This is a genomic window from Streptomyces sp. NPDC048420 (genome assembly GCF_040651535.1).
In the GTDB taxonomy this organism is placed as follows: Bacteria; Actinomycetota; Actinomycetes; order Streptomycetales; family Streptomycetaceae; genus Streptomyces.
In genome coordinates, this window is record NZ_JBEZKG010000013.1 from 105,510 (window position 1) to 126,845 (window position 21,336).

Genomic DNA, 21,336 nt, shown 5'->3' on the forward strand with positions numbered 1-21,336 from the left:
CCACTGTGCCCCCGGCCGAGACGGCCGCTGTGAGGTCCGCGGTGGACGTGACCGCGCTCCTGGAGCGCGGCCGGACCCTGGCCACTCCGGTGCTGAAGGCGGCCGTCGACCGCCTGGCATCCCCCATGGACACCGTTTCCGCCTACCACTTCGGATGGATCGACGCCCAGGGCAACCCCGCCGACGGAGACGGCGGCAAGGCCGTGCGCCCCGCCCTCGCGGTGCTCTCGGCCGAGGTCACCGGCGCCACTCCCGAGACCGGCATCCCCGGCGCGGTCGCCGTCGAACTGGTCCACAACTTCTCGCTGCTGCACGACGACCTCATGGACGGCGACGAGCAGCGCCGCCACCGCGACACCGTGTGGAAGGTGCATGGTCCCGCCCAGGCCATCCTGGTCGGCGACGCGCTGTTCGCCCTGGCCAACGAGGTCCTCCTGGAACTCGGCACCGTCGAGGCCGGTCGCGCCACCCGCCGTCTGACCACCGCCACCCGCGCCCTGATCGACGGCCAGGCGCAGGACATCTCCTACGAGCACCGCGACCGCGTCAGCGTCGAGGAATGCCTGGAGATGGAGGGCAACAAGACCGGCGCCCTGCTCGCCTGCGCCTCCTCGATCGGCGCCGTGCTCGGCGGCGCGGACGACCACACCGCCGACACCCTGGAGAAGTACGGCTACCACCTCGGCCTCGCCTTCCAGGCCGTCGACGACCTCCTCGGCATCTGGGGCGACCCGGTCTCCACCGGCAAGCAGACCTGGAGCGATCTGCGTCAGCGCAAGAAGTCCCTGCCGGTCGTGGCCGCACTCGCGGCGGGCGGCCCCGCCTCCGAGCGGCTCGGCGAGATCCTCGCCGCCGACGCCAAGGCCAGCGACTTCGAGAACTTCTCCGAGCAGGAGTTCGCGTCCCGCGCCGCCCTGATCGAGGAGGCGGGCGGTCGCGAGTGGACGGCCGCGGAGGCTCGCCGTCAGCACACCATCGCCGTCGAGGCGCTCGACGCCATCGACATGCCCGAGCCGGTGCGAGACCGGTTCACGGCGCTCGCCGACTTCGTCGTCGTACGAAAGAGATGATCACTATCGGTCGAATAGCCCTCGCGTAGTCGCCGGCCGGTGCTGCGAGGAAAGGAAAGGCACCGGCCGACGGCGGACCCACAGCAGAGCACCACATTGCACACTGCACGAAGGGGAAGCCATGACAGCGACGACCGACGGAAGCACCGGGGCACTGCCGCCCCGCGCTGCCGCGGCCAGCGAAACCCACCTCGACACCCCCGTGGCGGCCGGGATACAAGAAGCCGCCCTACGTGCCGTACAGCGCGCCACCGAACACCTGCTCGCCCGGCAGGACGCCGAGGGCTGGTGGAAGGGCGACCTGGAGACCAACGTCACGATGGACGCCGAGGACCTGCTGCTCCGCCAGTTCATCGGCATCCGGGACGAGTCGACCACCCGGGCCGCCGCGAAGTTCATCCGCGGCGAGCAGCGCGAGGACGGCACCTGGGCCAGCTTCTACGGCGGGCCCGGCGAGCTCTCCACCACCATCGAGGCGTACGTCGCCCTCCGGCTGGACGGCGACGCGCCGGACGCCCTGCACATGGCGCAGGCCTCCGCGTGGATCCGCGCTCAGGGTGGAATCGCCGCCGCCCGGGTGTTCACCCGGATCTGGCTCGCCCTGTTCGGCTGGTGGAAGTGGGAGGACCTGCCCGAACTCCCGCCGGAGCTCATCTACTTCCCCAAGTGGGTCCCCCTCAACATCTACGACTTCGGCTGCTGGGCCCGCCAGACCATCGTCCCGCTGACGATCGTCTCCGCGAAGCGTCCGGTGCGGCCCGCGCCCTTCCCGCTCGACGAACTGCACGCCGACCCGGCCGACCCGAACCCGGCCAAGCCCCTCGCCCCGGTGGCGAGTTGGGACGGCGCCTTCCAGCGCCTGGACAAGGCGCTGCACCAACTGCGCAAGGTCGCCCCGCGCAGACTGCGCAGAGCAGCGATGAACAGCGCGGCCCGCTGGATCATCGAGCGGCAGGAGAACGACGGCTGCTGGGGCGGCATCCAGCCGCCGGCCGTCTACTCGGTGATCGCCCTGCACCTGCTCGGCTACGACCTCGAACACCCGGTCATGCGGGCCGGGTTGGAGTCCCTGGACCGCTTCGCCATCTGGCGCGAGGACGGCTCCCGGATGATCGAGGCCTGCCAGTCGCCGGTGTGGGACACCTGCCTCGCGACCATCGCGCTCGCCGACGCGGGTGTGCCCGCCGATCATCCGCAGCTCGTCAAGGCCGCGGACTGGATGCTCGGCGAGGAGATCGTCCGGCCCGGCGACTGGTCCGTCAAGCGACCCCAACTCCCGCCCGGCGGCTGGGCGTTCGAGTTCCACAACGACAACTACCCCGACATCGACGACACCGCCGAGGTCGTCCTCGCCCTGCGCCGGGTCAGGCACCACGACCCCGAGCGGGTCGAGAAGGCCATCGGGCGGGGGGTGCGCTGGAACCTCGGGATGCAGTCGAAGAACGGGGCGTGGGCCGCGTTCGACGTCGACAACACCAGTCCGTTCCCCAACCGGCTGCCGTTCTGCGACTTCGGCGAGGTCATCGATCCGCCGTCCGCGGATGTCACCGCCCACGTGGTGGAGATGCTCGCGATCGAAGGGCTCTCCCACGACCCGCGCACCCGGCGCGGCATCGAGTGGCTGCTCGCCGAACAGGAGCCGGACGGCTCGTGGTTCGGCCGCTGGGGCGTCAACTACATCTACGGCACAGGCTCGGTGGTGCCCGCGCTGACGGCCGCCGGACTGCCCACCTCGCACCCGGCGATCCGGCGGGCCGTGGCCTGGCTGGAGAAGGTGCAGAACGACGACGGCGGCTGGGGCGAGGACCTGCGCTCCTACAAGTACGTCAAGGAGTGGAGCGGTCGCGGCGCCTCCACCGCCTCGCAGACGGCCTGGGCGCTGATGGCACTGCTGGCCGCGGGGGAGAAGGAGTCCAAGGCCGTCGAGCGCGGCATCGAGTGGCTCGCGAGCACCCAGCGCGAGGACGGCTCCTGGGACGAGCCCTACTTCACCGGCACCGGCTTCCCCTGGGACTTCTCCATCAACTACCACCTCTACCGGCAGGTCTTCCCGCTCACCGCCCTGGGCCGTTACGTCCATGGAGAACCGTTCTCCCGGACCGAGGCCCTCTGATGAGCACCCAGCCCGCCACCGCCCCGCTGCTGATCGCCTGCGCGCTCGGCATCGAGCACCTCGCCCTGCGCACCGGCGAGCGCGGCGGGGCCGGCGGGCCGGTCACCCTGCTCAGGACGGGCATGGGCCCCAAGGCGGCGGAACGGTCCGTCACCCGCCGCCTGGCCGACCCCGTCCTCGCCGGGGCCGCCGTCCTGGCCACCGGGTTCTGCGCGGGGCTCGCCCCCGGGATGCATCCAGGCGATCTGGTGGTCGCCGAGGAGACCCGGGATCCGGAGGGAACCGTTCCCTGTGTGGAGACCGACCTACTCGTCAAGGAGCTCGTACGGGCCGTACCGGGACGTACCGTGCACACCGGACCCCTCACCGGCTCCGATCACGTCGTACGTGGTCACGAGCGGTCGGAGCTGCTCGCGACCGGCGCGATCGCGGTCGACATGGAGTCCGCGGCCACGCTTCTGAGCGCCGTGCGCGCGGGCGAGCGCCCCGTTGCGGCCGTCCGGGTGGTCGTGGACGCTCCACAACATGAACTCGTCCGGATCGGCACGGTACGCGGTGGAATATCAGCCTTCCGCGTTCTTCGTTCCGTCCTTCCTGCTTTCTACGAATGGCACCGTTCCTTGCTGCTCCCCAGGAGGTGAGCCAGATGGCCATGCCGCTGCGTCAGTCCATCAAGGTCGCTACATACTTGGCCGAACAGAAGCTCCGCAAGCGGGACAAGTTCCCGCTGATCGTGGAGCTGGAGCCTCTCTTCGCATGCAACCTGAAGTGCGAGGGCTGCGGCAAGATCCAGCATCCGGCGGGTGTCCTCAAGCAGCGCATGCCGGTGGCGCAGGCCGTCGGGGCGGTGCTTGAGTCCGGTGCGCCGATGGTGTCCATCGCCGGCGGTGAGCCGCTGATGCATCCTCAGATCGACGAGATCGTGCGGCAGTTGGTGGGGAAGAAGAAGTACGTCTTCCTCTGCACCAACGCCATGCTGCTGCGCAAGAAGATGGACAAGTTCAAGCCCTCGCCCTACTTCGCCTTCGCGGTGCACATCGACGGGCTGCGGGAGCGGCACGACGAGTCCGTTGCCAAGGAGGGCGTGTTCGACGAGGCGGTGGAGGCGATCAAGGAGGCCAAGCGGCGCGGCTTCCGGGTCACCACCAACTCGACGTTCTTCAACACCGACACCCCGCAGACCATCATCGAGGTGCTCAACTTCCTCAACGACGACCTCAAGGTCGACGAGATGATGATCTCGCCCGCCTACGCCTACGAGAAGGCGCCCGACCAGGAGCACTTCCTGGGCGTGGAGCAGACCCGTGAGCTCTTCAAGAAGGCCTTCGCGGGCGGCAACCGCAGGAAGTGGCGGCTCAACCACTCCCCGCTCTTCCTGGACTTCCTGGAGGGCAAGGTCGACTTCCCGTGCACGGCCTGGGCGATCCCGAACTACTCCCTGTTCGGCTGGCAGCGCCCCTGCTACCTGATGAGCGACGGGTACGTGCCGACGTACCGCGAACTCATCGAGGAGACCGACTGGGACAAGTACGGCCGCGGCAAGGACCCGCGCTGCGCCAACTGCATGGCGCACTGCGGCTACGAGCCCACAGCCGTTCTCGCCACCATGGGCTCGCTCAAGGAGTCGCTGCGCGCCATGCGCGAGACGGTCTCCGGAAACCGCGAGTAGCGCCATGACCGCCATTTCCTTGGGCGTCCCCGAGGTACCGGTCCGGCCGATCGCCGAACGGCGCGTGTCGCGCCAGATCATGGTCGGGCCGGTGGCGGTCGGGGGCGGGGCCCCGGTGTCGGTGCAGTCGATGACGACGACCCGAACGTCCGACATCGGCGCCACCCTCCAGCAGATCGCCGAACTCACCGCGTCCGGCTGCCAGATCGTCCGCGTCGCCTGTCCCACACAGGACGACGCGGACGCCCTGGCGACCATCGCCCGCAAGTCGCAGATCCCGGTGATCGCGGACATCCACTTCCAGCCGAAGTACGTCTTTGCGGCGATCGAGGCCGGCTGTGCGGCCGTACGCGTCAATCCCGGCAACATCAAGCAGTTCGACGACAAGGTCAAGGAGATCGCGCGGGCGGCGAAGGACCACGGCACGCCGATCAGGATCGGGGTGAACGCCGGGTCTCTGGACCGGCGGCTGCTCCAGAAGTACGGGAAGGCGACTCCTGAGGCTTTGGTGGAGAGCGCGTTGTGGGAGGCCTCGCTCTTCGAGGAGCACGGCTTCCGGGACATCAAGATCTCCGTCAAGCACAACGACCCTGTGGTGATGGTGGGTGCCTACACGCTGCTCGCCGAGCAGTGCGACTACCCGCTGCACCTGGGGGTCACCGAGGCCGGTCCCGCCTTCCAGGGGACGATCAAGTCGGCGGTGGCCTTCGGGGCGCTGCTCAGCAGGGGGATCGGCGACACCATCCGGGTGTCCCTGTCCGCCCCGCCCGCCGAGGAGGTCAAGGTCGGCATCCAGATCCTGGAGTCGCTGAACCTGCGGCAGCGGCGCCTCGAGATCGTCTCGTGCCCGTCCTGCGGGCGCGCGCAGGTCGACGTCTACAAGCTGGCCGACGAGGTCACCGCGGGTCTCGAGGGCATGGAAGTGCCCCTGCGGGTCGCGGTGATGGGATGTGTGGTCAACGGTCCCGGCGAGGCGCGCGAGGCGGACCTGGGTGTCGCCTCCGGCAACGGCAAGGGGCAGATCTTCGTGAAGGGCGAGGTCATCAAGACCGTCCCGGAGTCGAAGATCGTGGAGACCCTCATCGAGGAGGCGATGAAGATCGCCGAACAGATGGAGCAGGACGGCGTCGCGGCGGGGGAGCCGGCCGTCACCGTGAGTTGAAGAGCACGGACCGAAGGGGGCCCGAGCGTGACCATTCTGGAGAACATCCGGGGACCACGCGACCTGAAGGCGCTGTCCGAGTCGGATCTCGCTGAATTGTCCGAAGAAATCAGGGAGTTCCTGGTGCACGCGGTGGCCAGGACCGGCGGACACCTCGGGCCCAACCTGGGGGTGGTGGAACTCTCCATCGCGCTCCACCGGGTCTTCGAGTCGCCGGTCGACCGCATCGTGTGGGACACCGGTCATCAGAGCTATGTGCACAAGATCCTGACGGGGCGTCAGGACTTCTCCAAGCTGCGCTCCAAGGGCGGCCTGTCCGGCTATCCCTCGCGCGCGGAGTCCGAGCACGACATCGTCGAGAACAGCCACGCCTCCACCGCGCTCGGCTGGGCCGACGGGCTCGCCAAGGCCCGCCAGGTGCAGGGCGAGAAGGGGCATGTGGTCGCCGTCATCGGTGACGGCGCGCTCACCGGCGGGATGGCCTGGGAGGCGCTCAACAACATCGCGGCCGCCAAGGACCGGCCGCTGATCATCGTCGTCAACGACAACGAGCGGTCGTACTCGCCGACCATCGGCGGCCTCGCCAACCACCTGGCCACCCTGCGTACGACCGACGGCTACGAGAAGGTGCTGGCCTGGGGGAAGGACGTACTCCTCAGGACCCCATTGGTCGGCAACACCGTCTACGAGTCCCTGCACGGCGCGAAGAAGGGCTTCAAGGACGCCTTCGCGCCGCAGGGGATGTTCGAGGACCTGGGGCTGAAGTACGTCGGCCCGATCGACGGACACGACATCGGGGCCGTCGAGTCGGCACTGCGGCGTGCGAAACGCTTCCACGGGCCGGTGCTGATCCACTGCCTGACCGAGAAGGGTCGTGGCTATGAGCCCGCACTCGCGCATGAGGAGGACCACTTCCACACCGTCGGTGTGATGGACCCCCTCACCTGCGAGCCCCTCGCGCCCTCCAACGGGCCGTCCTGGACCTCGGTGTTCGGGGACGAGATCGTCGCCATCGGGGAGGAGCGCGAGGACGTCGTGGCGATCACGGCGGCCATGCTGCATCCGGTGGGGCTCGGGAAGTTCGCGGCGCGGTTCCCGGACCGGGTGTGGGACGTCGGGATTGCCGAGCAGCACGCGGCGGTGTCGGCGGCCGGTCTCGCGACGGGCGGGCTCCATCCGGTCGTCGCCGTCTACGCGACCTTCCTGAACCGCGCCTTCGACCAGCTTCTGATGGATGTGGCCCTGCACCGCTGCGGGGTGACGTTCGTCCTGGACCGGGCCGGGGTCACCGGTGTGGACGGGGCCTCCCACAACGGCATGTGGGACATGTCGATCCTCCAGGTCGTGCCCGGACTGAGGATCGCCGCGCCGCGGGACGCCGACCAACTCCGGGCGCAACTGCGGGAGGCGGTCGCCGTGGACGACGCGCCGACGCTGGTGCGGTTCCCGAAGGAGTCGGTGGGACCGTCGGTGCCGGCCGTCGACCGGGTGGGGGGACTGGATGTCCTGCACCGTTCCGTGAGCACGCCGGACGTCCTCCTGGTCGCCGTCGGTGTCATGGCGCCGGTCTGTCTCCAGGCCGCCGAGCTGCTGGCGGCCCGGGGCGTCAACTGCACGGTCGTGGACCCCCGTTGGGTCAAGCCAGTCGATCCCGCGCTGCCCGGGCTCGCGGCCGGGCACCGGCTGGTGGCCGTCGTCGAGGACAACAGCCGGGCCGCCGGAGTCGGGGCCGCGGTGGCGCTGGCTCTCGGGGACGCCGAAGTCGACGTGCCCGTACGGCGGTTCGGTATCCCCGAGCAGTTCCTCGCGCACGCCAAGCGGGGCGAGCTGCTCGCCGACATCGGCCTGACGCCGGTGGAGGTGGCGGGGCGGATCAGCGCGAGTCTGGCCGTGAAGGACGCCGCGCGGGAACAGGTCGAAGTCAAGGAGAAGGCTGAATGACCACGGAGTTCGACCTCGGCAGACTCCTGGCCGAGCGCGGAGCCGAACGCTACGAGCTGCACGGGAAGTACCTGAACCACCAGCTTCCGCGCGTGCTGCACACCATCGGCTTCGACAAGGTCTACGAGCGGGGCGAGGGCGCCTACTTCTGGGACGCGGACGGCAACGACTACCTGGACATGCTCGCCGGGTTCGGGGTGATGGGCCTGGGGCGCCACCACCCCGTCGTCCGCAAGGCGCTGCACGACGTCCTCGACGCCCAGCTCGCCGACCTCACCCGCTTCGACTGCCAGCCGCTGCCCGGGCTGCTGGCCGAGAAGCTCCTCGCGCACAGCCCGCACCTCGACCGGGTCTTCTTCGGCAACAGCGGCACCGAGGCGGTGGAGACCGCTCTGAAGTTCGCCCGGTACGCCACCGGGAAGCCCAGGGTCCTGTACTGCGACCACGCCTTCCACGGACTGACCACCGGGTCCCTGTCGGTCAACGGCGAGTCCGGCTTCCGGGACGGGTTCGCGCCCCTGCTGCCCGACACCGCCGTACCCCTGGGCGATCTGGACGCCCTGGCACGGGAGTTGAAGAAGGGCGATGTCGCCGCGCTCGTGGTCGAGCCCATCCAGGGCAAGGGGGTGCACGAGGCACCGCCCGGCTATCTGCGGGCCGCGCAGGAACTGCTGCGCAAGCACAAGGCGCTGCTCATCGCCGACGAGGTGCAGACCGGGCTCGGCCGTACCGGGGACTTCTACGCCTACCAGCACGAGGACGGCGTCGAGCCCGACCTGGTGTGCGTGGCCAAGGCGCTCTCCGGCGGCTATGTCCCGGTCGGCGCCACCCTCGGCAAGGACTGGATCTTCAAGAAGGTCTACTCGTCGATGGACCGGGTGCTGGTGCACTCGGCGAGCTTCGGCTCCAACGCCCAGGCCATGGCGGCCGGGCTCGCCGTCCTCGCGGTCATGGAGAACGAGCAGATCGTCGCCAACGCCCGGGTCACCGGTGGCCTGCTGAGGTCCCGGCTCGCGGCGCTCGTCGACAAGTACGAGCTGCTCGCCGACGTCCGCGGCCGGGGCCTGATGATCGGCATCGAGTTCGGAAAGCCCAGGTCACTGAAGCTGCGCAGCCGCTGGACCATGCTGCAGGCCGCGCGCAAGGGCCTCTTCGCGCAGATGGTGGTCGTCCCGCTGCTGCAGCGGCATCGGATCCTCACCCAGGTCTCCGGTGATCATCTGGAGGTCATCAAGCTGATCCCGCCGCTCGTCGTCGGGGAGAAGGAAGTGGACCGGTTCGTGGACGCCTTCACCGACGTCATGGACGACGCGCACAGCGGTGGCGGGCTGATGTGGGACTTCAGCAAGACGCTGGTGAAGCAGGCGGTGGCCAACCGGTAGGAGCACTTGGGAAGATTTTGCCTCTGAGGCAAGGTATTTGCCGCAGAGGCAAGTCTCCGGCTCAATGGAGACATGAGCTCCCCGGAAGCCTTCACGGAGCTGCCCTCGGTGGCTCCCCAGCTGCGCGCACTGCGCCGCCGCGCCTCCCTCACCCTGGAGGCCGCGGCCGGTGCCGCGGGGCTGTCACCGGCCCATCTCTCCCGGCTGGAGACCGGGCAGCGCCAGCCCTCACTGCCGATGCTGCTCGCGCTCGCCCGTATCTACGGTACGACGGTCTCCGAACTCCTCGGCGAGACGGTCGCCGAGCGGGACGCCGTGGTGCGCGCCGCGGAGATGGAACCGAGCGCGGCGGGCGGCTGGACCTACTACCAGGCGGGCGCGTCCGGCCGCGGTATGCAGGCCCTGCGGGTTCAGGTGCCGCACGGCTCCCAGGGCGACATCGTGCGGGTGCATCCCGGCGAGGAATGGCTCTACGTCCTCAAGGGGCGGCTCAGGCTGCGCCTCGGCGACACCACCCACCGGCTGGGGCCGGGTGACAGCGCGCACTTCGACTCGCTGACCCCGCACCGCATCGCCGCCCAGGACCCCGACGGCGTCGAGCTCCTGTTCGTCCACACCCTGCTGCAGAGTCCCACGGCCACGCTGTGCCTGGGCCCCACCCCTGGAGAGACACCATGAGCGACATGGAGGAGAAGTTCCCCCGCGCCCTGTGGGTGCGCCTCATCATCTACCTGGCCATCGGCCATGTCTTCGCGGCCTTCATCTACCTGCTCTTCGAGGTGGGAGCCGGGCAGTGACGGCCCCGCCGCTCAGTCGAGCAGCCGCGTCCGCAGCCCTTCGCGGATCTCCGGTGTGACGCCGAGACCCTTCTCCAGGTACGCGTCGACACCTCCCCAGGTCTCCTCGATGGTCTCGAAGGCCGCCGACAGGTACTCGACGCGCGCGTCGAAGAGGGGGCTGAGCAGCTCCATGACCTCGGGGGAGTAGGCCGTGGCCGCGTCGTCGCCGCTGCGGCGCACCTTGTACCGCCGGTGCTTGGCGTTCGACTTCACATAGTCGGCGACGATGGCCTCGCGCTCGACGCCGACGGCGAGCAGGGTCACGGCTATCGACAGGCCCGCGCGGTCCTTGCCGGCCGCGCAGTGCATCAGCGCGGGCACGCTGTCCTCGGCGAGAGCGCGCAGCACCTGGGAGTGCTCCGCGGTGCGGACCTTGATGATCTTGCGATAGGCGGTGATCATCCGGTTCGCACCCTTGCCGTCGCTGAGGATCTCGCGCAGCTGGTCGAGCTCGCCGTCGCGGACCATCTTCCAGAACTCGACGCCGTCGGCCGGGTCGCTCAGCGGGAGGTTCACATTGCGCACCCCCGGCAACTCCACGTCCAGACCCTCAAGCTTCTGGTCCGCCGCGTTGCGGAAGTCGAAGATCGTGTGCAGGCCCAGGGAGGACAGGAAGGCGGCGTCGTCCTCGGTGGCGTGCGCGAGGTGGCCACTGCGGAACAGCACTCCGTACCGCACCCGCCGTCCGTCCACCGTCGGCAGTCCGCCCACGTCACGGAAGTTGCGGACACCGGCCAGTTCGGGTTCGGTCGACGGGATCTGCTGCGTCACGGGGGCTCCTCCCAAGCCGGCTCCGCCGGCGCTGCTCGTCGACGGGCACGCCTTCGACGATACGACATGGGTTCCTGGGGCAATGAGTTGTCCACAGGCCTCGCAATGACTCGTCCACAGGCGTTGCAGACGAGGCTCGTGGCCGCTGATGATGTTGGTGCCTGAGCGCACTCGTCGCGCACCTGTTGGCACCTGTTCGAATCTGTGAGGGGCACGATGCTGGAGATCGCCGAGAACGGCCGTACGTGGATTCTGTCCGGGCCGGCCAGCAGTTACGCCCTGCACCTCACCGCCGAGGACGAGCTGCTGCACCTGCACTGGGGCCCGCGGATCGCCCTCGCCGACGCCGAGTCCCTCGCCGTACGTCCGCTGCCGGACTACCACCCCTTCGAGGCCCCGCTCGACGGCCGTGAGGAGTACCCGGTCGAGGGCGGCCCCCGCTTCACCCGCCCGGCCCTGTCCGTGCGCACCGACGAGCGGCGCGGCACCGAGTGGAGTTTCGAGGCGTACGACACCGAGGGCGACGAGCTGCGGCTGCGGTTCCGGGACGCGGGGCTGACGATCACGCTGCACTACCGGATGCGCCACGACGTCCTGGAGCGCTGGGTGACCCTGGACAACCAGGGCCCTGAGCCGGTCGAGCTGCTGCGCGCCGACTCCGCCACCTGGACGCTGCCCGACCGTGAGGACGGCTGGCGGCTCTCCCAGCTGCACGGCCGCTGGGCCGCCGAGTCCCTGCTCACGCAGACCCCGCTCACCTACGGCGAGAAGATCATCGGCAGCCGCCGGGGCCACACCGGGCACCAGCATCTGCCCTGGGTCGCGCTGGACACCGACGCGACCGAGGAGCGCGGCGAGGTCTACGGTGTGGCCCTCGGCTGGTCGGGGTCCTGGCGGATCGCCGTGGCGCAACTCCCCGACGCGCGCGTGCAGATCACCGGCGGCGCGGGGTACGACGACTCGGGTCTGTTCCGGCTGGAGGCGGGGGAGTCCTTCACGACGCCCGTCTTCGCCGGCCTGTGGAGTGACGGCGGCTTCGGTGGCGCGAGCCGGGCCTGGCACGCCTACCAGCGGGCGTACGTCATCCCGGACGCGGACCAGGACCGGCCGGTGCTCTTCAACTCCTGGGAGGCCACCAACTTCGACATCTCCGATGAGCAGCAGGGCACCCTCGCCCGGCGGGCCGCGGCGATGGGCGTCGAGCTGTTCGTGGTCGACGACGGCTGGTTCGGCACCCGCACCAGCGACCGCGCGGGGCTCGGCGACTGGGCCCCCAACCCCGACCGCTTCCCGGCCGGTCTCAAGCCGCTCGGCGACTACGTACACGCGCTCGGCATGCAGTTCGGCATCTGGGTCGAGCCGGAGATGGTCAACCCGGACAGCGAGCTGTACCGCGCCCACCCCGACTGGGTGCAGTACCAAGCGGGACGAAAGCGAACAGAGTTCCGCAATCAGCTCGTACTGAACCTCGCGCGCGAGGACGTCCAGGAGTACCTGTGGGAGCAGCTCGACGCCCTCCTGTCGAGCGCCCCGATCGACTATGTGAAGTGGGACTTCAACCGCTGCTTCACCGACGCGGGCTGGCCTGGTGACTCCTATCCGCAGCGCCTGTGGGTCGACCATGTGCGCGGCTTCTATGCCCTGTTGGACCGGTTGCGGGAGGCCCACCCGCGCGTCGCCTTCGAGTCCTGCTCGGGCGGCGGCGGCCGGATCGACCTCGGGGTGCTCAGCCGCACCGACCAGGTGTGGACCTCCGACAACACCGACCCGCTGGACCGCCTCGCCATCCAGCACGGCTTCAGTCAGATCCACCCCGCGCGCGTGATGGCCGCCTGGGTCACGGACAGCCCCAACACCCAGCTCAACGACCGGGTCAGCTCCCTGCGGTTCCGGTTCGTGAGCGCGATGGCCGGAGTGCTCGGGGTCGGTGGGGATCTCGCGGAGTGGAGCGAGGAGGAGCTCGCCGAAGCCCGCCGGTGGGTGGACCTCTACAAGGAGATCCGTCCACTGGTGCAGCGCGGCGACCTCTACCGGCTGCGCGCTCCGCGGGGCGGCCTCAGCGCGGTGCAGTACGTCCTCGGGGGCGAGACAGTGGTCCTCGCCTGGCTCCAGGCGCAGCACTACGGCGAACCCGTGTCGGCGGTGCGGCTGCGCGGACTCGACCCGACTGCGTCGTACGAATGCCTCGAAACGGGCGAAATTCACCGAGGGGCCGTATTGCTGCACCACGGACTTCGTACCGGTTTGCGCGGCGACCTGGATGCGGCAGTTTTCCGGCTGCGTAACATCTAAGGCTTCTGTCCGAATTGATGGCTTCCTTCCAACTCCTGTCGGGGTGGGGGTTCCTGTGAATTCGTGACGTGAGGAGCGTCATATTCGTAACGGTGCGTCGCCCGTCATGTTCACGTAATTAGCACCGTTTTCTAGGGGATTTGGCTCGGCGGCGGGCGTCCGTTTCACGCAGGGTGACCGGTAATTCTCATATCGGATCAAGAGAAACGCATTCACAGGGAACCTCTCGCTTGTCCCTTTGCGTCTTGCTCGTTTACGTTCGCCACCGATCCGGACGGACGCCCAATCCTGCCGCCGCTCGGATTCCCCACACACACTCACCCGTGCACGGCAGGAGCGGGGGACCCACAGGTAGTAACGCCTGTTCCGGTCTCCGGAACGGCTAGGGGTAAAGCCGCGTTTCGGCGCGGCCGGGCATCTCCAGCCCGCACCCGACAGCTCACCTCGCAGGCGCCGGAGAGGAATTCGCCATGCCCGCGAAGGGTAAGCACCGCCGTCCGAAGCCCAAGCGCTTCACCCGCTCGATCGCCGTCGCCGGTACCGGGGGTGTCGCGCTCGCCCTCCCGCTCATGGGTGCCACCGGCGCTCACGCGGCGACCTCCCAGTCCGTGTCGGAAAAGACCGTTCAGGCGCTTCCGGTCGCGCAGAAGGCCGCCGGGAAGTCGGCCGAAAAGACGGCCGCGAAGAAGGACTCCACGAAGACCTCGACCGTACGCACCTATTCGGTGCGGGCCGGTGACTATCTCTCGAAGATCGCCGACGAGCAGAATGTCAGCGGCGGCTGGAAGAAGCTCTACGCCGACAACCGCGAGGTCGTCGGTGACGACCCGTCGCTGATCCACCCCGGCCTCAAGCTCTCGATCGGCAAGAAGGCCACGACGAGCACGGCGAAGAAGAAGTCCTCCGTTTCCCGGTCCTCCTCCTCGTCCTCGTCGAGGACCGAGAAGGCGGAGTCGAAGTCCTCCTCGAACTCGGCGGCCGTCACGCAGAGTTCCAGCAGCTCCAGCGGCTACACCCTCCCGGTCGGTGGTGCCACCGTCGGCACCGGCTACCGCGTCGCGGGCAGCATGTGGTCCAGCGGTTACCACACCGGCGTCGACTTCGTCGTCCCGACCGGGACCTCGCTCAAGGCCGTGGCCGCGGGCACGGTCGTCTCCGCGGGCTGGGGCGGTGCCTACGGCAACCAGGTCGTCATCAAGCTGAACGACGGCTACTACGCGCAGTACGCCCACCTCTCCCAGCTCTCCGTCTCGGCCGGTCAGACCGTGACCGAGGGCCAGCAGGTCGGCCTCTCCGGCGCGACCGGCAATGTGACCGGCCCGCACCTGCACTTCGAGATCCGCACCACGCCGGACTACGGCTCGGACGTGGACCCGGTCTCCTACCTCCGCTCGAAGGGCGTCTCCGTCGCCTGACGCGCCCCCTGTGCCACCGAAGGCCGGACCCTGATCCCCGGGTCCGGCCTTCGGTGTGTGCGCCGGCTCACCTGCGCCCCTCATGGTCATTTCATTGCGGTCCTGTGGCGTGTGTGCGCAGGGCGTCGACAGAGGGGGGAGGGTGGGGCCAAAGTGAACTCCGTAGCTGTGCAAGCGCTTTCTACCGCCTTCGGAGGTCACCGTGTCCGGCGTCGACCGACGCACCGTCATGAGACGCACGCTTCCGGCCGTGGGGACCGTCGCGGGGCTGCTGCTCGGCGCGGTGCCGCCCGCCTCCGCCTCCGGTGGCGTGAACGTCGTACGTCCCGATGACGGACGTATCGCCTACGAGGGCCATTGGAGCCGGACCGCCGAGGCGGCCGTCACCGTCAACTCCGGCTCCCGGCTTCGCTTCCGCTTCAGCGGCACGACCGTCCACGCCCTGTTCGACATCTCGTCGATCACCGTGCCCGCGCAGATCCACGTGTCGGTCGACGGCGGCCCCAAGGAGGTGCATGCCGTCGGCAAGGGCGACTTGGCGATCACGGCGGCCGGTCGCGGGCCCCATGTCGTCGAGATCTCCGTCAAGGACGTCTTCTCCCGGGTCAACCGGTGGGTGCCGCCACTGGAGAGCGGAGTGGCGCTGACCGGGATCCGGGGGTACCTGCTGCCTCAGCATCGGTTCAGGAAGCGCGAGTTGGCGTTCTACGGCGACTCGATCACCCAGGGTGTCATGGCCCTGTGCGAGGTGAACACCTCCGACTGCGCGGACGGTACGGCCGCCTACCCCACGCTGGTTGCCGACGCCCTGCACGCCTCGCTCACCCAGGTCGGGTTCGGGCGGCAGGGGGTGATCCAGACCGGTAACGGGGGAGTGCCCGCCGCGTCCGAGGCGTACGGGTGGAACTACGCCGGTTCCAGGGCGCGTCCGGACCGCGGGGCGGACGTGATCGTGGTGAACCAGGGCACCAACGACGCCGCGTCCGGGGCCGCCGAGTTCCGGGCCGCCTATCGCGCCTATCTGGCACAGCTGCGGTCCGCCGCACCGCATGCCCGCATTCTCGCCCTGCGTCCCTTCGACGGCAGCCATGCCGCCGACATCGCCGCCGTTGTCGACGAACTCGGCGATCGACGCGTCGAGTTCGTCGACACGACCGGCTGGCTCGACCCGGCGGTAGGGGACTTCAACGGCACCGTGCACCCGAGCGTCCAGGGCCACCGCAAGGCTGCCGAGCGACTGATCGACCTCATCTCGAAGAAGCCCGTGACCACCACCCCGGAAGGAACCGTCTCCCGTGACGACCACGCGTAGAGCCTTCGGAGCCCTCACCGCCGGCGCCGCCCTGGCCACCCTCGCCCCCGCGGCCACCGCGAGCGCCTCGCCCCGCCACCGCCGTCCCATCGCCCGCGACGACTTCCGCCACGGCCTCGGCCAGTGGGTCGTCGAACTGGAACAGGGCGGCACGGTCACCGCGAGGCGGGGCGTCCTGGAGGTCGACGTGCCCGCCGGGGCGACGATCTGGTTCAAGAAGCGGCTCGAAGGCCCGTACGTCCTCGAATACACCGCCACGCCCGTCTCCGCGGGCGGGGTCAACGACCGGGTGTCCGACCTCAACAACTTCTGGAACGCGGTCGACGTGCGGTCCCCCGACGACCTCTTCGCCACCCGACGTGGCGGGGCGCTCGCGGAGTACGACTACCTCACGACCTACTACTCCGGCTACGGAGCCAACTACAACACGACGACCCGGCTGCGGCGGTACGTCGGCGAGGCCGGGGTGCGGCCGCTGATCTACGACTACACCGAACCGCTGCTCGTCGCGAACGAGCCGAACCGGGTGCGGATCGTCTCCGACGGCTCCACGGTGCGGTGGTGGAACAACGGGCGGCTCGTCTTCGACTACAGCGACCCGCAGCCGTACACGAGTGGGCACTTCGCCTTCCGCACCACCTGGAGCCACTTCCGGATCAGTGACTTCCGGGTATGGCGGTCGCAGCGTCAACAGTCCTGATGAGAGAGCTATTCCTGGTTTGGCGAACACTTTAGGAGTGGCTTATCTCACCGACCGTCAAGCCCTTCCTACGGTCGCGTAGGTCACATTCGAAGGTGAATCATGAACGGCTGTGGCAGACGATTCGAAGAATGACAGCGCATCAGTGATCGGGTCGTACGTGGCGGTGGGGGACAGCTTCACCGAGGGCGTCGGCGACCCCGGCCCCGACGGGGCGTTCGTCGGATGGGCCGACCGGTTCGCGGTACTCCTCGCGGACCGGCGGCCCGAAGGCGACTTCAGGTACAGCAATCTCGCCGTACGCGGGAAGCTGCTCGACCAGATCGTCGAGGACCAGCTCCCGCAGGCCGTCGAACTGGCACCGGACCTGGTGTCGTTCTGCGCCGGCGGCAACGACATCATCCGGCCCGGCACCGACCCCGACGAGGTCGCCGAGCGCTTCGAACGGGCAGTCGCCCGGCTCACCGAGGTGTGCGGCACCGTCATGGTGACGACCGGCTTCGACACCCGTGGGGTGCCCGTGCTCAAGCATCTGCGCGGCAAGATCGCCACGTACAACGGGCATGTGCGGGCCATTGCCGACCGGTACGGATGTCCGGTGCTCGACCTGTGGTCCCTGAAGACGGTCCAGGACCGGCGGGCCTGGGACGGCGACCGGCTGCATCTCTCTCCGGAGGGCCACACGCGCGTGGCGCTTCGCGCGGGACAGGTGCTGGGTCTCGAGGTGCCCGCGGATCCGGACCAGGCGTGGCCGCCGTTGCCGCCTCGGGGGCCGCTGGACGTGCGGCGGGACGACGTGCACTGGGCACGTGAGTACCTGGTGCCGTGGATCGGGCGCCGGCTGCGCGGGGAGTCCTCCGGGGACCATGTGACGGCCAAGGGTGTGCTGTCGCCGGACGACATCAAGACGCGGATCGCTTCGGTGGCCTGAGGGCGTGCTCGGGGACTGGGGGCGGGCATGGGGCGGGCGGCGTGGCTAGGGCGTCGGTGCTGCCCGGTCCAGGCCCAGTTCCCGGGCCAGCGCCTCGTCCACCCACTCCTGGGCACGGGACCTGGGCACCGCGCCCGCGTAGGACGTCAGTTGGACCGCCAGGCCGTCCAGGAGGGCGGTGAGGCGCAAGGCGGTCGCTGCCGGGTCCGGGCAGTGGAACTCGCCCGCCGCGACGCCCTCTGCGATGACCTCCGACAGGGCTGCTTTCCAGCGCTTGTCGAGGTCGCGGGTGACCTCCTGCAGCGCGGGCTCCCGCAGGGCCGCCGCCCAGCCCTCGATCCACAGGCGCCAGCCCTTGGCCTGGCCCGTCGGGGCGTACCAGCGCACGGCCGCCCGCAGCCGCTTCAGGGCGCTGGTACGGCGGCCGAGCAGCTTGCGCAGATGGGCGAGATCCTCCTCGGCGGCGTAGGTGAACGCGGCCGCGACCAGCTTCTCCTTGGTCGAGAAGTGGTAGAGCACCAGGGCGTTGCTCACCCCGAGCGCCGAGGCCACGTCGGCGATCCGGACGGCCGCCACGCCCCGCGCCTGGATCTGCTCAATGGCGGCCCGCAGCAACTCCTCGCGCCGCTCGGCCACCGTCAACCGCACTCTCGCCACGGGATCACCCTAGTCTGTCGCCCCGTGGGGCACCGACCGGCGGGCGAGGTCAGCGGTACCAGCCGAACCGCTCCGCGATCACCGGCAGCCGGTCCGCGACCAGCGCGTGCGCGGCGGCGCGCGGCGAGGTGCCGTCCGCCTCCGCGCGGGTCAGCAGCTGTTCGACGAGGGCGCGCATGGAACGCCGTAGATGGGCGAAGGCCTCGTCCGCGTCCGCGCCGATGTCGCCGAACAACGTCCACCACCACCAGGCGTTCGTCCCGGAGTTGACCACCACGTCCGGCAGCACGGTGACCCCGCGCGCGGCCAGCAGAGTCTCCGCGGCGGGCAGGACCGGCATGTTGGCCGCCTCGACGATCCAACGGGCCCGGATCCGCTCCTGGTTGCCGGTGTCGATCGCATACGAGACCGCCGCGGGCACGAGGACTTCGGCGTCGAGCGACAGCCAGGCGTCCCCGGACAGTTCGCGGTCGGCGGGCCGCAGGACCGTGCGGTCCACGGTGCCGTAGGCATCCCGGGCGGCGAGCAGTGACTCGACGTCGAGCCCCGCGGGGTTGAAGATCGTGCCCTTGATGTCGGCGACGGCCACCACGGTCAGCCCCGCGCGCGTGAGGAAGCGGGCGGTGGCCCCGCCCATGGTGCCCAGACCCTGCACGGCCGCACGTGTGCCCCGGTACGGCACCCCGGCCCGGTCCAGGGCCACGAGCACCGACTCGGCCACCCCGCAGCCGCCCGCCAACTCGTCAAGGCCGATGCCGTCCACCTCGACGGCGAACGCCTCCGCGAGCCGCCGCCGGGCCGCGGTCTCGTCGCCGAGCAGCGGATAGACCGCCTGGACGGAGGAGACGAGACCGGCCTCCGCGGCCGCCCGGTCCACCAGGTCCTGGCTGAGACCGAGGTCCTCGCCGGTCGTCCAGAAGGTCTCGACGTACGGCCGCATCGCCCGCAGGTAGCGCACGAGGAGTGCGTACGCCTCCGGGTCCCGGGGGTCGCAGTCGATGCCGCCCTTCGCACCGCCCAGTGGGACGTAGCGCGCGGCGGGGTCGTAGTGCAGGACTTCCTTCATGGTCATGCCACGGGCGAGCCCGGTGACCTCGTCCAGCGTGCAGCCCGGGCGCATCCGCAGACCGCCGCTGGCGACGCCCCGCACCAGTCGGTCGACGACCAGGAAGCCGTGGCGGCCGGTGACGTGGTCGGTCCAGGTGAGCGACAGCAAGGGGGTGGTCACGCGTGCTCCGAGGGGGCAGAGGGACAGCTACTGAACGGGGGGTCAGTATTGGCATCGGGATGCGCTCTGTCAACGTGATCCGCTCCGGTCGCGTCCCTACCTGTGTGACCGGGCAGACCCCGGCATTGTCGGAGGGGCGGCTCATAATGGATGTCTCAGCAACTCCACCTGGAGGTACCGTGACCGGTTTCCGTTCCCTGAGCTCCGGGCTGCGCGCCCTGCAGCCCGCGGCCTTCGGTGCGGATCCGAGCGGTGAGCGCATGGCGCGCATCCGTAGATCCCCCCACTTCAAGGACGGTGTCTTCCAGAACCCCAGCGGATCCGTTCGGATCCGGCCCGAGGGGATGCTGGAGTTCGCCAAGGTCTTCTTCGACCGTGACAGCCGGTCCCGCCGGGCCCCGGAAGGCCGGATCCCGGTGCACGCCACGACGCTCGCCGACCTCTCCAAGCCGCCTGCCACCGGCCTGCGGCTGACCTGGATGGGACACGCCAGCGTGCTCGCCGAGATCGACGGGCGGCGGGTGCTGTTCGACCCCGTGTGGGGCGAGCGGTGTTCCCCCTTCCCCTTCGCCGGGCCCAAGCGGCTGCACCCCGTGCCGCTGCCGCTCGCGGCGCTCGGCCCGGTCGACGTGGTGGTCATCTCGCACGATCACTACGACCACTTGGACATGCCCACGATCAAGGAACTGGCCGGGACGGACACCGTCTTCGTCGTGCCGCTCGGCGTGGGGGCCCATCTCGAGCACTGGGGGGTCTCCGCGGACCGCCTGCGGGAGCTGGACTGGCACGAGTCGACCCAGGTCGCCGGGCTGACGTTGACGGCCACCCCTGCGCGCCACTTCTGCGGGCGGGGGCTGCGGAACACCCAGCACACGCTGTGGGCGTCCTGGGTCGTCTCCAGCGGGGAGCACCGGGTGTACCACAGCGGTGACACCGGGTACTTCGACGGGTTCAAGGACATCGGCGCGGCCTTCGGGCCCTTCGACGCCACGATGATCCAGCTGGGGGCCTACTCCGAATTCTGGCCGGACATCCATATGACGCCCGAGGAGGCACTGCAGTCGCATCTGGATCTGCAGGGCGGGGACGCGGCGGAGGGGGTGCTGTTGCCGATCCACTGGGGGTCGTTCAACCTTGCGCAGCACCCTTGGGTCGAACCTGCGGAGCGGACGATGTTGCTCGCCCACAAGGCGGGGGTCGCGATGGCTTCGCCTCGGCCGGGGGAGCCGTTCGAACCCGGGTCCGTGCCTGCGGTTGATCCTTGGTGGCGAGGGGTGGCGAAGGCGCCGGTCGGAGGGTGGACCGCGCTGCCGGCGGTCGCGGTTGAGCAGGAGCCTGTGGTCGAGCGCTGAGGGGTGGTGCCGCGCGGGGTCGGGCGACTGCGGGCCGGTGGGGGCTGGTCGCGCTGTTCCCCGTGCCCCTGAGGGGGTTGCAGTTCCGCGCGCCTGCCCGTAACCCACATAGGGGCGCGGGAAACCGCGCGACCAGCCACGATGGACCCGTAGCCGAAGATCGACCGCTGCTACGGCGGACCCGTCACCGCAGCAGATGCGGCGCAGTCAGTTTCGGCGGTCGTCCGCCCGTCAGTGCGACGTCCGTGACCGTCCGGGCCATGGGGCTCTTCGCCGACGGCCCGGGACTGCCGGGGGGGGGCGTACGGACACTGACGCCTGCGGTGCTGCGGAATGTGCAGACGGTTCTCGAGTGACGCGCGGGGCTGCTGACGAAGGACGAGATCGGGGAGCCGGCCAGGGGTGGGGCCGGGTGTTCTGCGACGGCCCGAGTGAACACTCCCGCTCCGTTCGGCTGTTGCTGCACGCGCTCGTCGAGGACGGGGGCGCTGCGCCGGGACGG

The 21,336-nt window shown here is 69.8% G+C and carries 18 protein-coding genes and 1 riboswitch; of the genes, 15 read left to right on the top strand and 3 right to left on the bottom strand.

Annotated features, from left to right (window positions below; genetic code table 11):
- Positions 1–5 precede the first annotated feature (5 nt).
- From AB0D34_RS25290 to AB0D34_RS25330, 9 genes are all read left to right on the top strand, one after another.
- The gene (locus AB0D34_RS25290) at positions 6–1,070 is read left to right on the top strand and encodes a polyprenyl synthetase family protein (RefSeq protein WP_362665433.1); all 1,065 of its coding nucleotides are present in this window, start codon (positions 6–8) and stop codon (positions 1,068–1,070) included.
- A 121-nt stretch (positions 1,071–1,191) separates the two neighbouring features.
- The gene (shc, locus tag AB0D34_RS25295; protein ID WP_362665025.1) at positions 1,192–3,183 is read left to right on the top strand and encodes a squalene--hopene cyclase; all 1,992 of its coding nucleotides are present in this window, start codon (positions 1,192–1,194) and stop codon (positions 3,181–3,183) included.
- The gene (locus AB0D34_RS25300) at positions 3,183–3,824 is read left to right on the top strand and encodes a 1-hydroxy-2-methyl-2-butenyl 4-diphosphate reductase (RefSeq protein WP_362665027.1); all 642 of its coding nucleotides are present in this window, start codon (positions 3,183–3,185) and stop codon (positions 3,822–3,824) included. The genes shc and AB0D34_RS25300 overlap by 1 nt, the downstream gene beginning before the upstream one ends.
- A 5-nt stretch (positions 3,825–3,829) precedes the next feature.
- Positions 3,830–4,852, top strand: a complete 1,023-nt coding sequence (gene hpnH, locus AB0D34_RS25305) for an adenosyl-hopene transferase HpnH (RefSeq protein ID WP_362665029.1) — start codon at positions 3,830–3,832, stop codon at positions 4,850–4,852.
- 4 nt (positions 4,853–4,856) lie between these two features.
- The gene (gene ispG, locus AB0D34_RS25310; RefSeq protein WP_362665031.1) at positions 4,857–6,014 is read left to right on the top strand and encodes a flavodoxin-dependent (E)-4-hydroxy-3-methylbut-2-enyl-diphosphate synthase; all 1,158 of its coding nucleotides are present in this window, start codon (positions 4,857–4,859) and stop codon (positions 6,012–6,014) included.
- A gap of 27 nt (positions 6,015–6,041) precedes the next feature.
- A complete protein-coding gene (gene dxs, locus AB0D34_RS25315; protein WP_362665033.1) occupies positions 6,042–7,955 on the top strand; it encodes a 1-deoxy-D-xylulose-5-phosphate synthase in 1,914 nt (637 codons plus the stop codon).
- Positions 7,952–9,337, top strand: coding sequence for an aspartate aminotransferase family protein (locus tag AB0D34_RS25320; protein WP_362665035.1), 1,386 nt, complete (start codon positions 7,952–7,954; stop codon positions 9,335–9,337). Before dxs ends, AB0D34_RS25320 begins: the two co-directional genes overlap by 4 nt.
- A 72-nt stretch (positions 9,338–9,409) precedes the next feature.
- The gene (locus tag AB0D34_RS25325; protein WP_362665037.1) at positions 9,410–10,015 is read left to right on the top strand and encodes an XRE family transcriptional regulator; all 606 of its coding nucleotides are present in this window, start codon (positions 9,410–9,412) and stop codon (positions 10,013–10,015) included.
- Positions 10,012–10,134: a DUF6126 family protein gene (locus tag AB0D34_RS25330; protein WP_362665039.1), complete on the top strand. Its 123-nt coding sequence runs from the start codon at positions 10,012–10,014 to the stop codon at positions 10,132–10,134. Before AB0D34_RS25325 ends, AB0D34_RS25330 begins: the two co-directional genes overlap by 4 nt.
- Before the next feature lie 12 nt (positions 10,135–10,146).
- On the opposite strand, the gene AB0D34_RS25335 is transcribed toward AB0D34_RS25330, so the two are convergent.
- Entirely contained in the window at positions 10,147–10,947 is an 801-nt protein-coding gene (locus AB0D34_RS25335) for a tyrosine-protein phosphatase (RefSeq protein WP_362665041.1), read from the bottom strand.
- Between the two features lie 216 nt (positions 10,948–11,163).
- On the opposite strand from AB0D34_RS25335, the gene AB0D34_RS25340 reads away from it, so the two are divergent.
- From AB0D34_RS25340 to AB0D34_RS25360, 5 genes are all read left to right on the top strand, one after another.
- Complete coding sequence (locus AB0D34_RS25340) at positions 11,164–13,239, top strand: alpha-galactosidase (protein WP_362665043.1); 2,076 nt, start codon at positions 11,164–11,166, stop codon at positions 13,237–13,239.
- A 308-nt stretch (positions 13,240–13,547) separates the two neighbouring features.
- Positions 13,548–13,705: riboswitch (cyclic di-AMP (ydaO/yuaA leader) on the top strand.
- A gap of 4 nt (positions 13,706–13,709) precedes the next feature.
- On the top strand, positions 13,710–14,654 hold the full coding sequence (locus AB0D34_RS25345) for a peptidoglycan DD-metalloendopeptidase family protein (protein ID WP_362665045.1): 945 nt from the start codon (positions 13,710–13,712) through the stop codon (positions 14,652–14,654).
- A 250-nt stretch (positions 14,655–14,904) separates the two neighbouring features.
- A complete protein-coding gene (locus AB0D34_RS25350) occupies positions 14,905–15,966 on the top strand; it encodes an SGNH/GDSL hydrolase family protein (protein WP_362665047.1) in 1,062 nt (353 codons plus the stop codon).
- Entirely contained in the window at positions 15,950–16,666 is a 717-nt protein-coding gene (locus AB0D34_RS25355; RefSeq protein ID WP_362665049.1) for a DUF6250 domain-containing protein, read from the top strand. Before AB0D34_RS25350 ends, AB0D34_RS25355 begins: the two co-directional genes overlap by 17 nt.
- Positions 16,667–16,811: 145 nt before the next feature.
- Positions 16,812–17,597 carry an SGNH/GDSL hydrolase family protein gene (locus tag AB0D34_RS25360; protein WP_362665051.1) on the top strand — a complete coding sequence of 262 codons (786 nt, stop codon included), beginning with the start codon at positions 16,812–16,814 and terminating at the stop codon, positions 17,595–17,597.
- Between the two features lie 45 nt (positions 17,598–17,642).
- On the opposite strand, the gene AB0D34_RS25365 is transcribed toward AB0D34_RS25360, so the two are convergent.
- Both AB0D34_RS25365 and AB0D34_RS25370 read right to left on the bottom strand, forming a co-directional pair.
- Entirely contained in the window at positions 17,643–18,254 is a 612-nt protein-coding gene (locus AB0D34_RS25365; RefSeq protein WP_362665053.1) for a TetR/AcrR family transcriptional regulator, read from the bottom strand.
- Positions 18,255–18,303: 49 nt separating this feature from the next.
- The gene (locus tag AB0D34_RS25370; RefSeq protein WP_362665055.1) at positions 18,304–19,482 is read right to left on the bottom strand and encodes a Glu/Leu/Phe/Val dehydrogenase dimerization domain-containing protein; all 1,179 of its coding nucleotides are present in this window, start codon (positions 19,480–19,482) and stop codon (positions 18,304–18,306) included.
- A gap of 179 nt (positions 19,483–19,661) precedes the next feature.
- Here AB0D34_RS25370 and AB0D34_RS25375 point away from each other — a divergent pair, with 179 nt between their 5' ends.
- A complete protein-coding gene (locus AB0D34_RS25375) occupies positions 19,662–20,834 on the top strand; it encodes an MBL fold metallo-hydrolase (protein WP_362665057.1) in 1,173 nt (390 codons plus the stop codon).
- Positions 20,835–21,336 lie beyond the last annotated feature (502 nt).

Excerpts from the sequence above, each read along its gene's own strand:
- hpnH (WP_362665029.1), top strand. The coding sequence starts at position 3,830 with ATGGCCATGCCGCTGCGTCAGTCCATCAAGGTCGCTACATACTTGGCC.
- AB0D34_RS25345 (WP_362665045.1), top strand. The coding sequence starts at position 13,710 with ATGCCCGCGAAGGGTAAGCACCGCCGTCCGAAGCCCAAGCGCTTCACC.
- AB0D34_RS25340 (WP_362665043.1), top strand. The coding sequence starts at position 11,164 with ATGCTGGAGATCGCCGAGAACGGCCGTACGTGGATTCTGTCCGGGCCG.
- shc (WP_362665025.1), top strand. The coding sequence starts at position 1,192 with ATGACAGCGACGACCGACGGAAGCACCGGGGCACTGCCGCCCCGCGCT.
- AB0D34_RS25320 (WP_362665035.1), top strand. The coding sequence starts at position 7,952 with ATGACCACGGAGTTCGACCTCGGCAGACTCCTGGCCGAGCGCGGAGCC.
- ispG (WP_362665031.1), top strand. The coding sequence starts at position 4,857 with ATGACCGCCATTTCCTTGGGCGTCCCCGAGGTACCGGTCCGGCCGATC.
- AB0D34_RS25300 (WP_362665027.1), top strand. The coding sequence starts at position 3,183 with ATGAGCACCCAGCCCGCCACCGCCCCGCTGCTGATCGCCTGCGCGCTC.
- AB0D34_RS25325 (WP_362665037.1), top strand. The coding sequence starts at position 9,410 with ATGAGCTCCCCGGAAGCCTTCACGGAGCTGCCCTCGGTGGCTCCCCAG.
- AB0D34_RS25330 (WP_362665039.1), top strand. The coding sequence starts at position 10,012 with ATGAGCGACATGGAGGAGAAGTTCCCCCGCGCCCTGTGGGTGCGCCTC.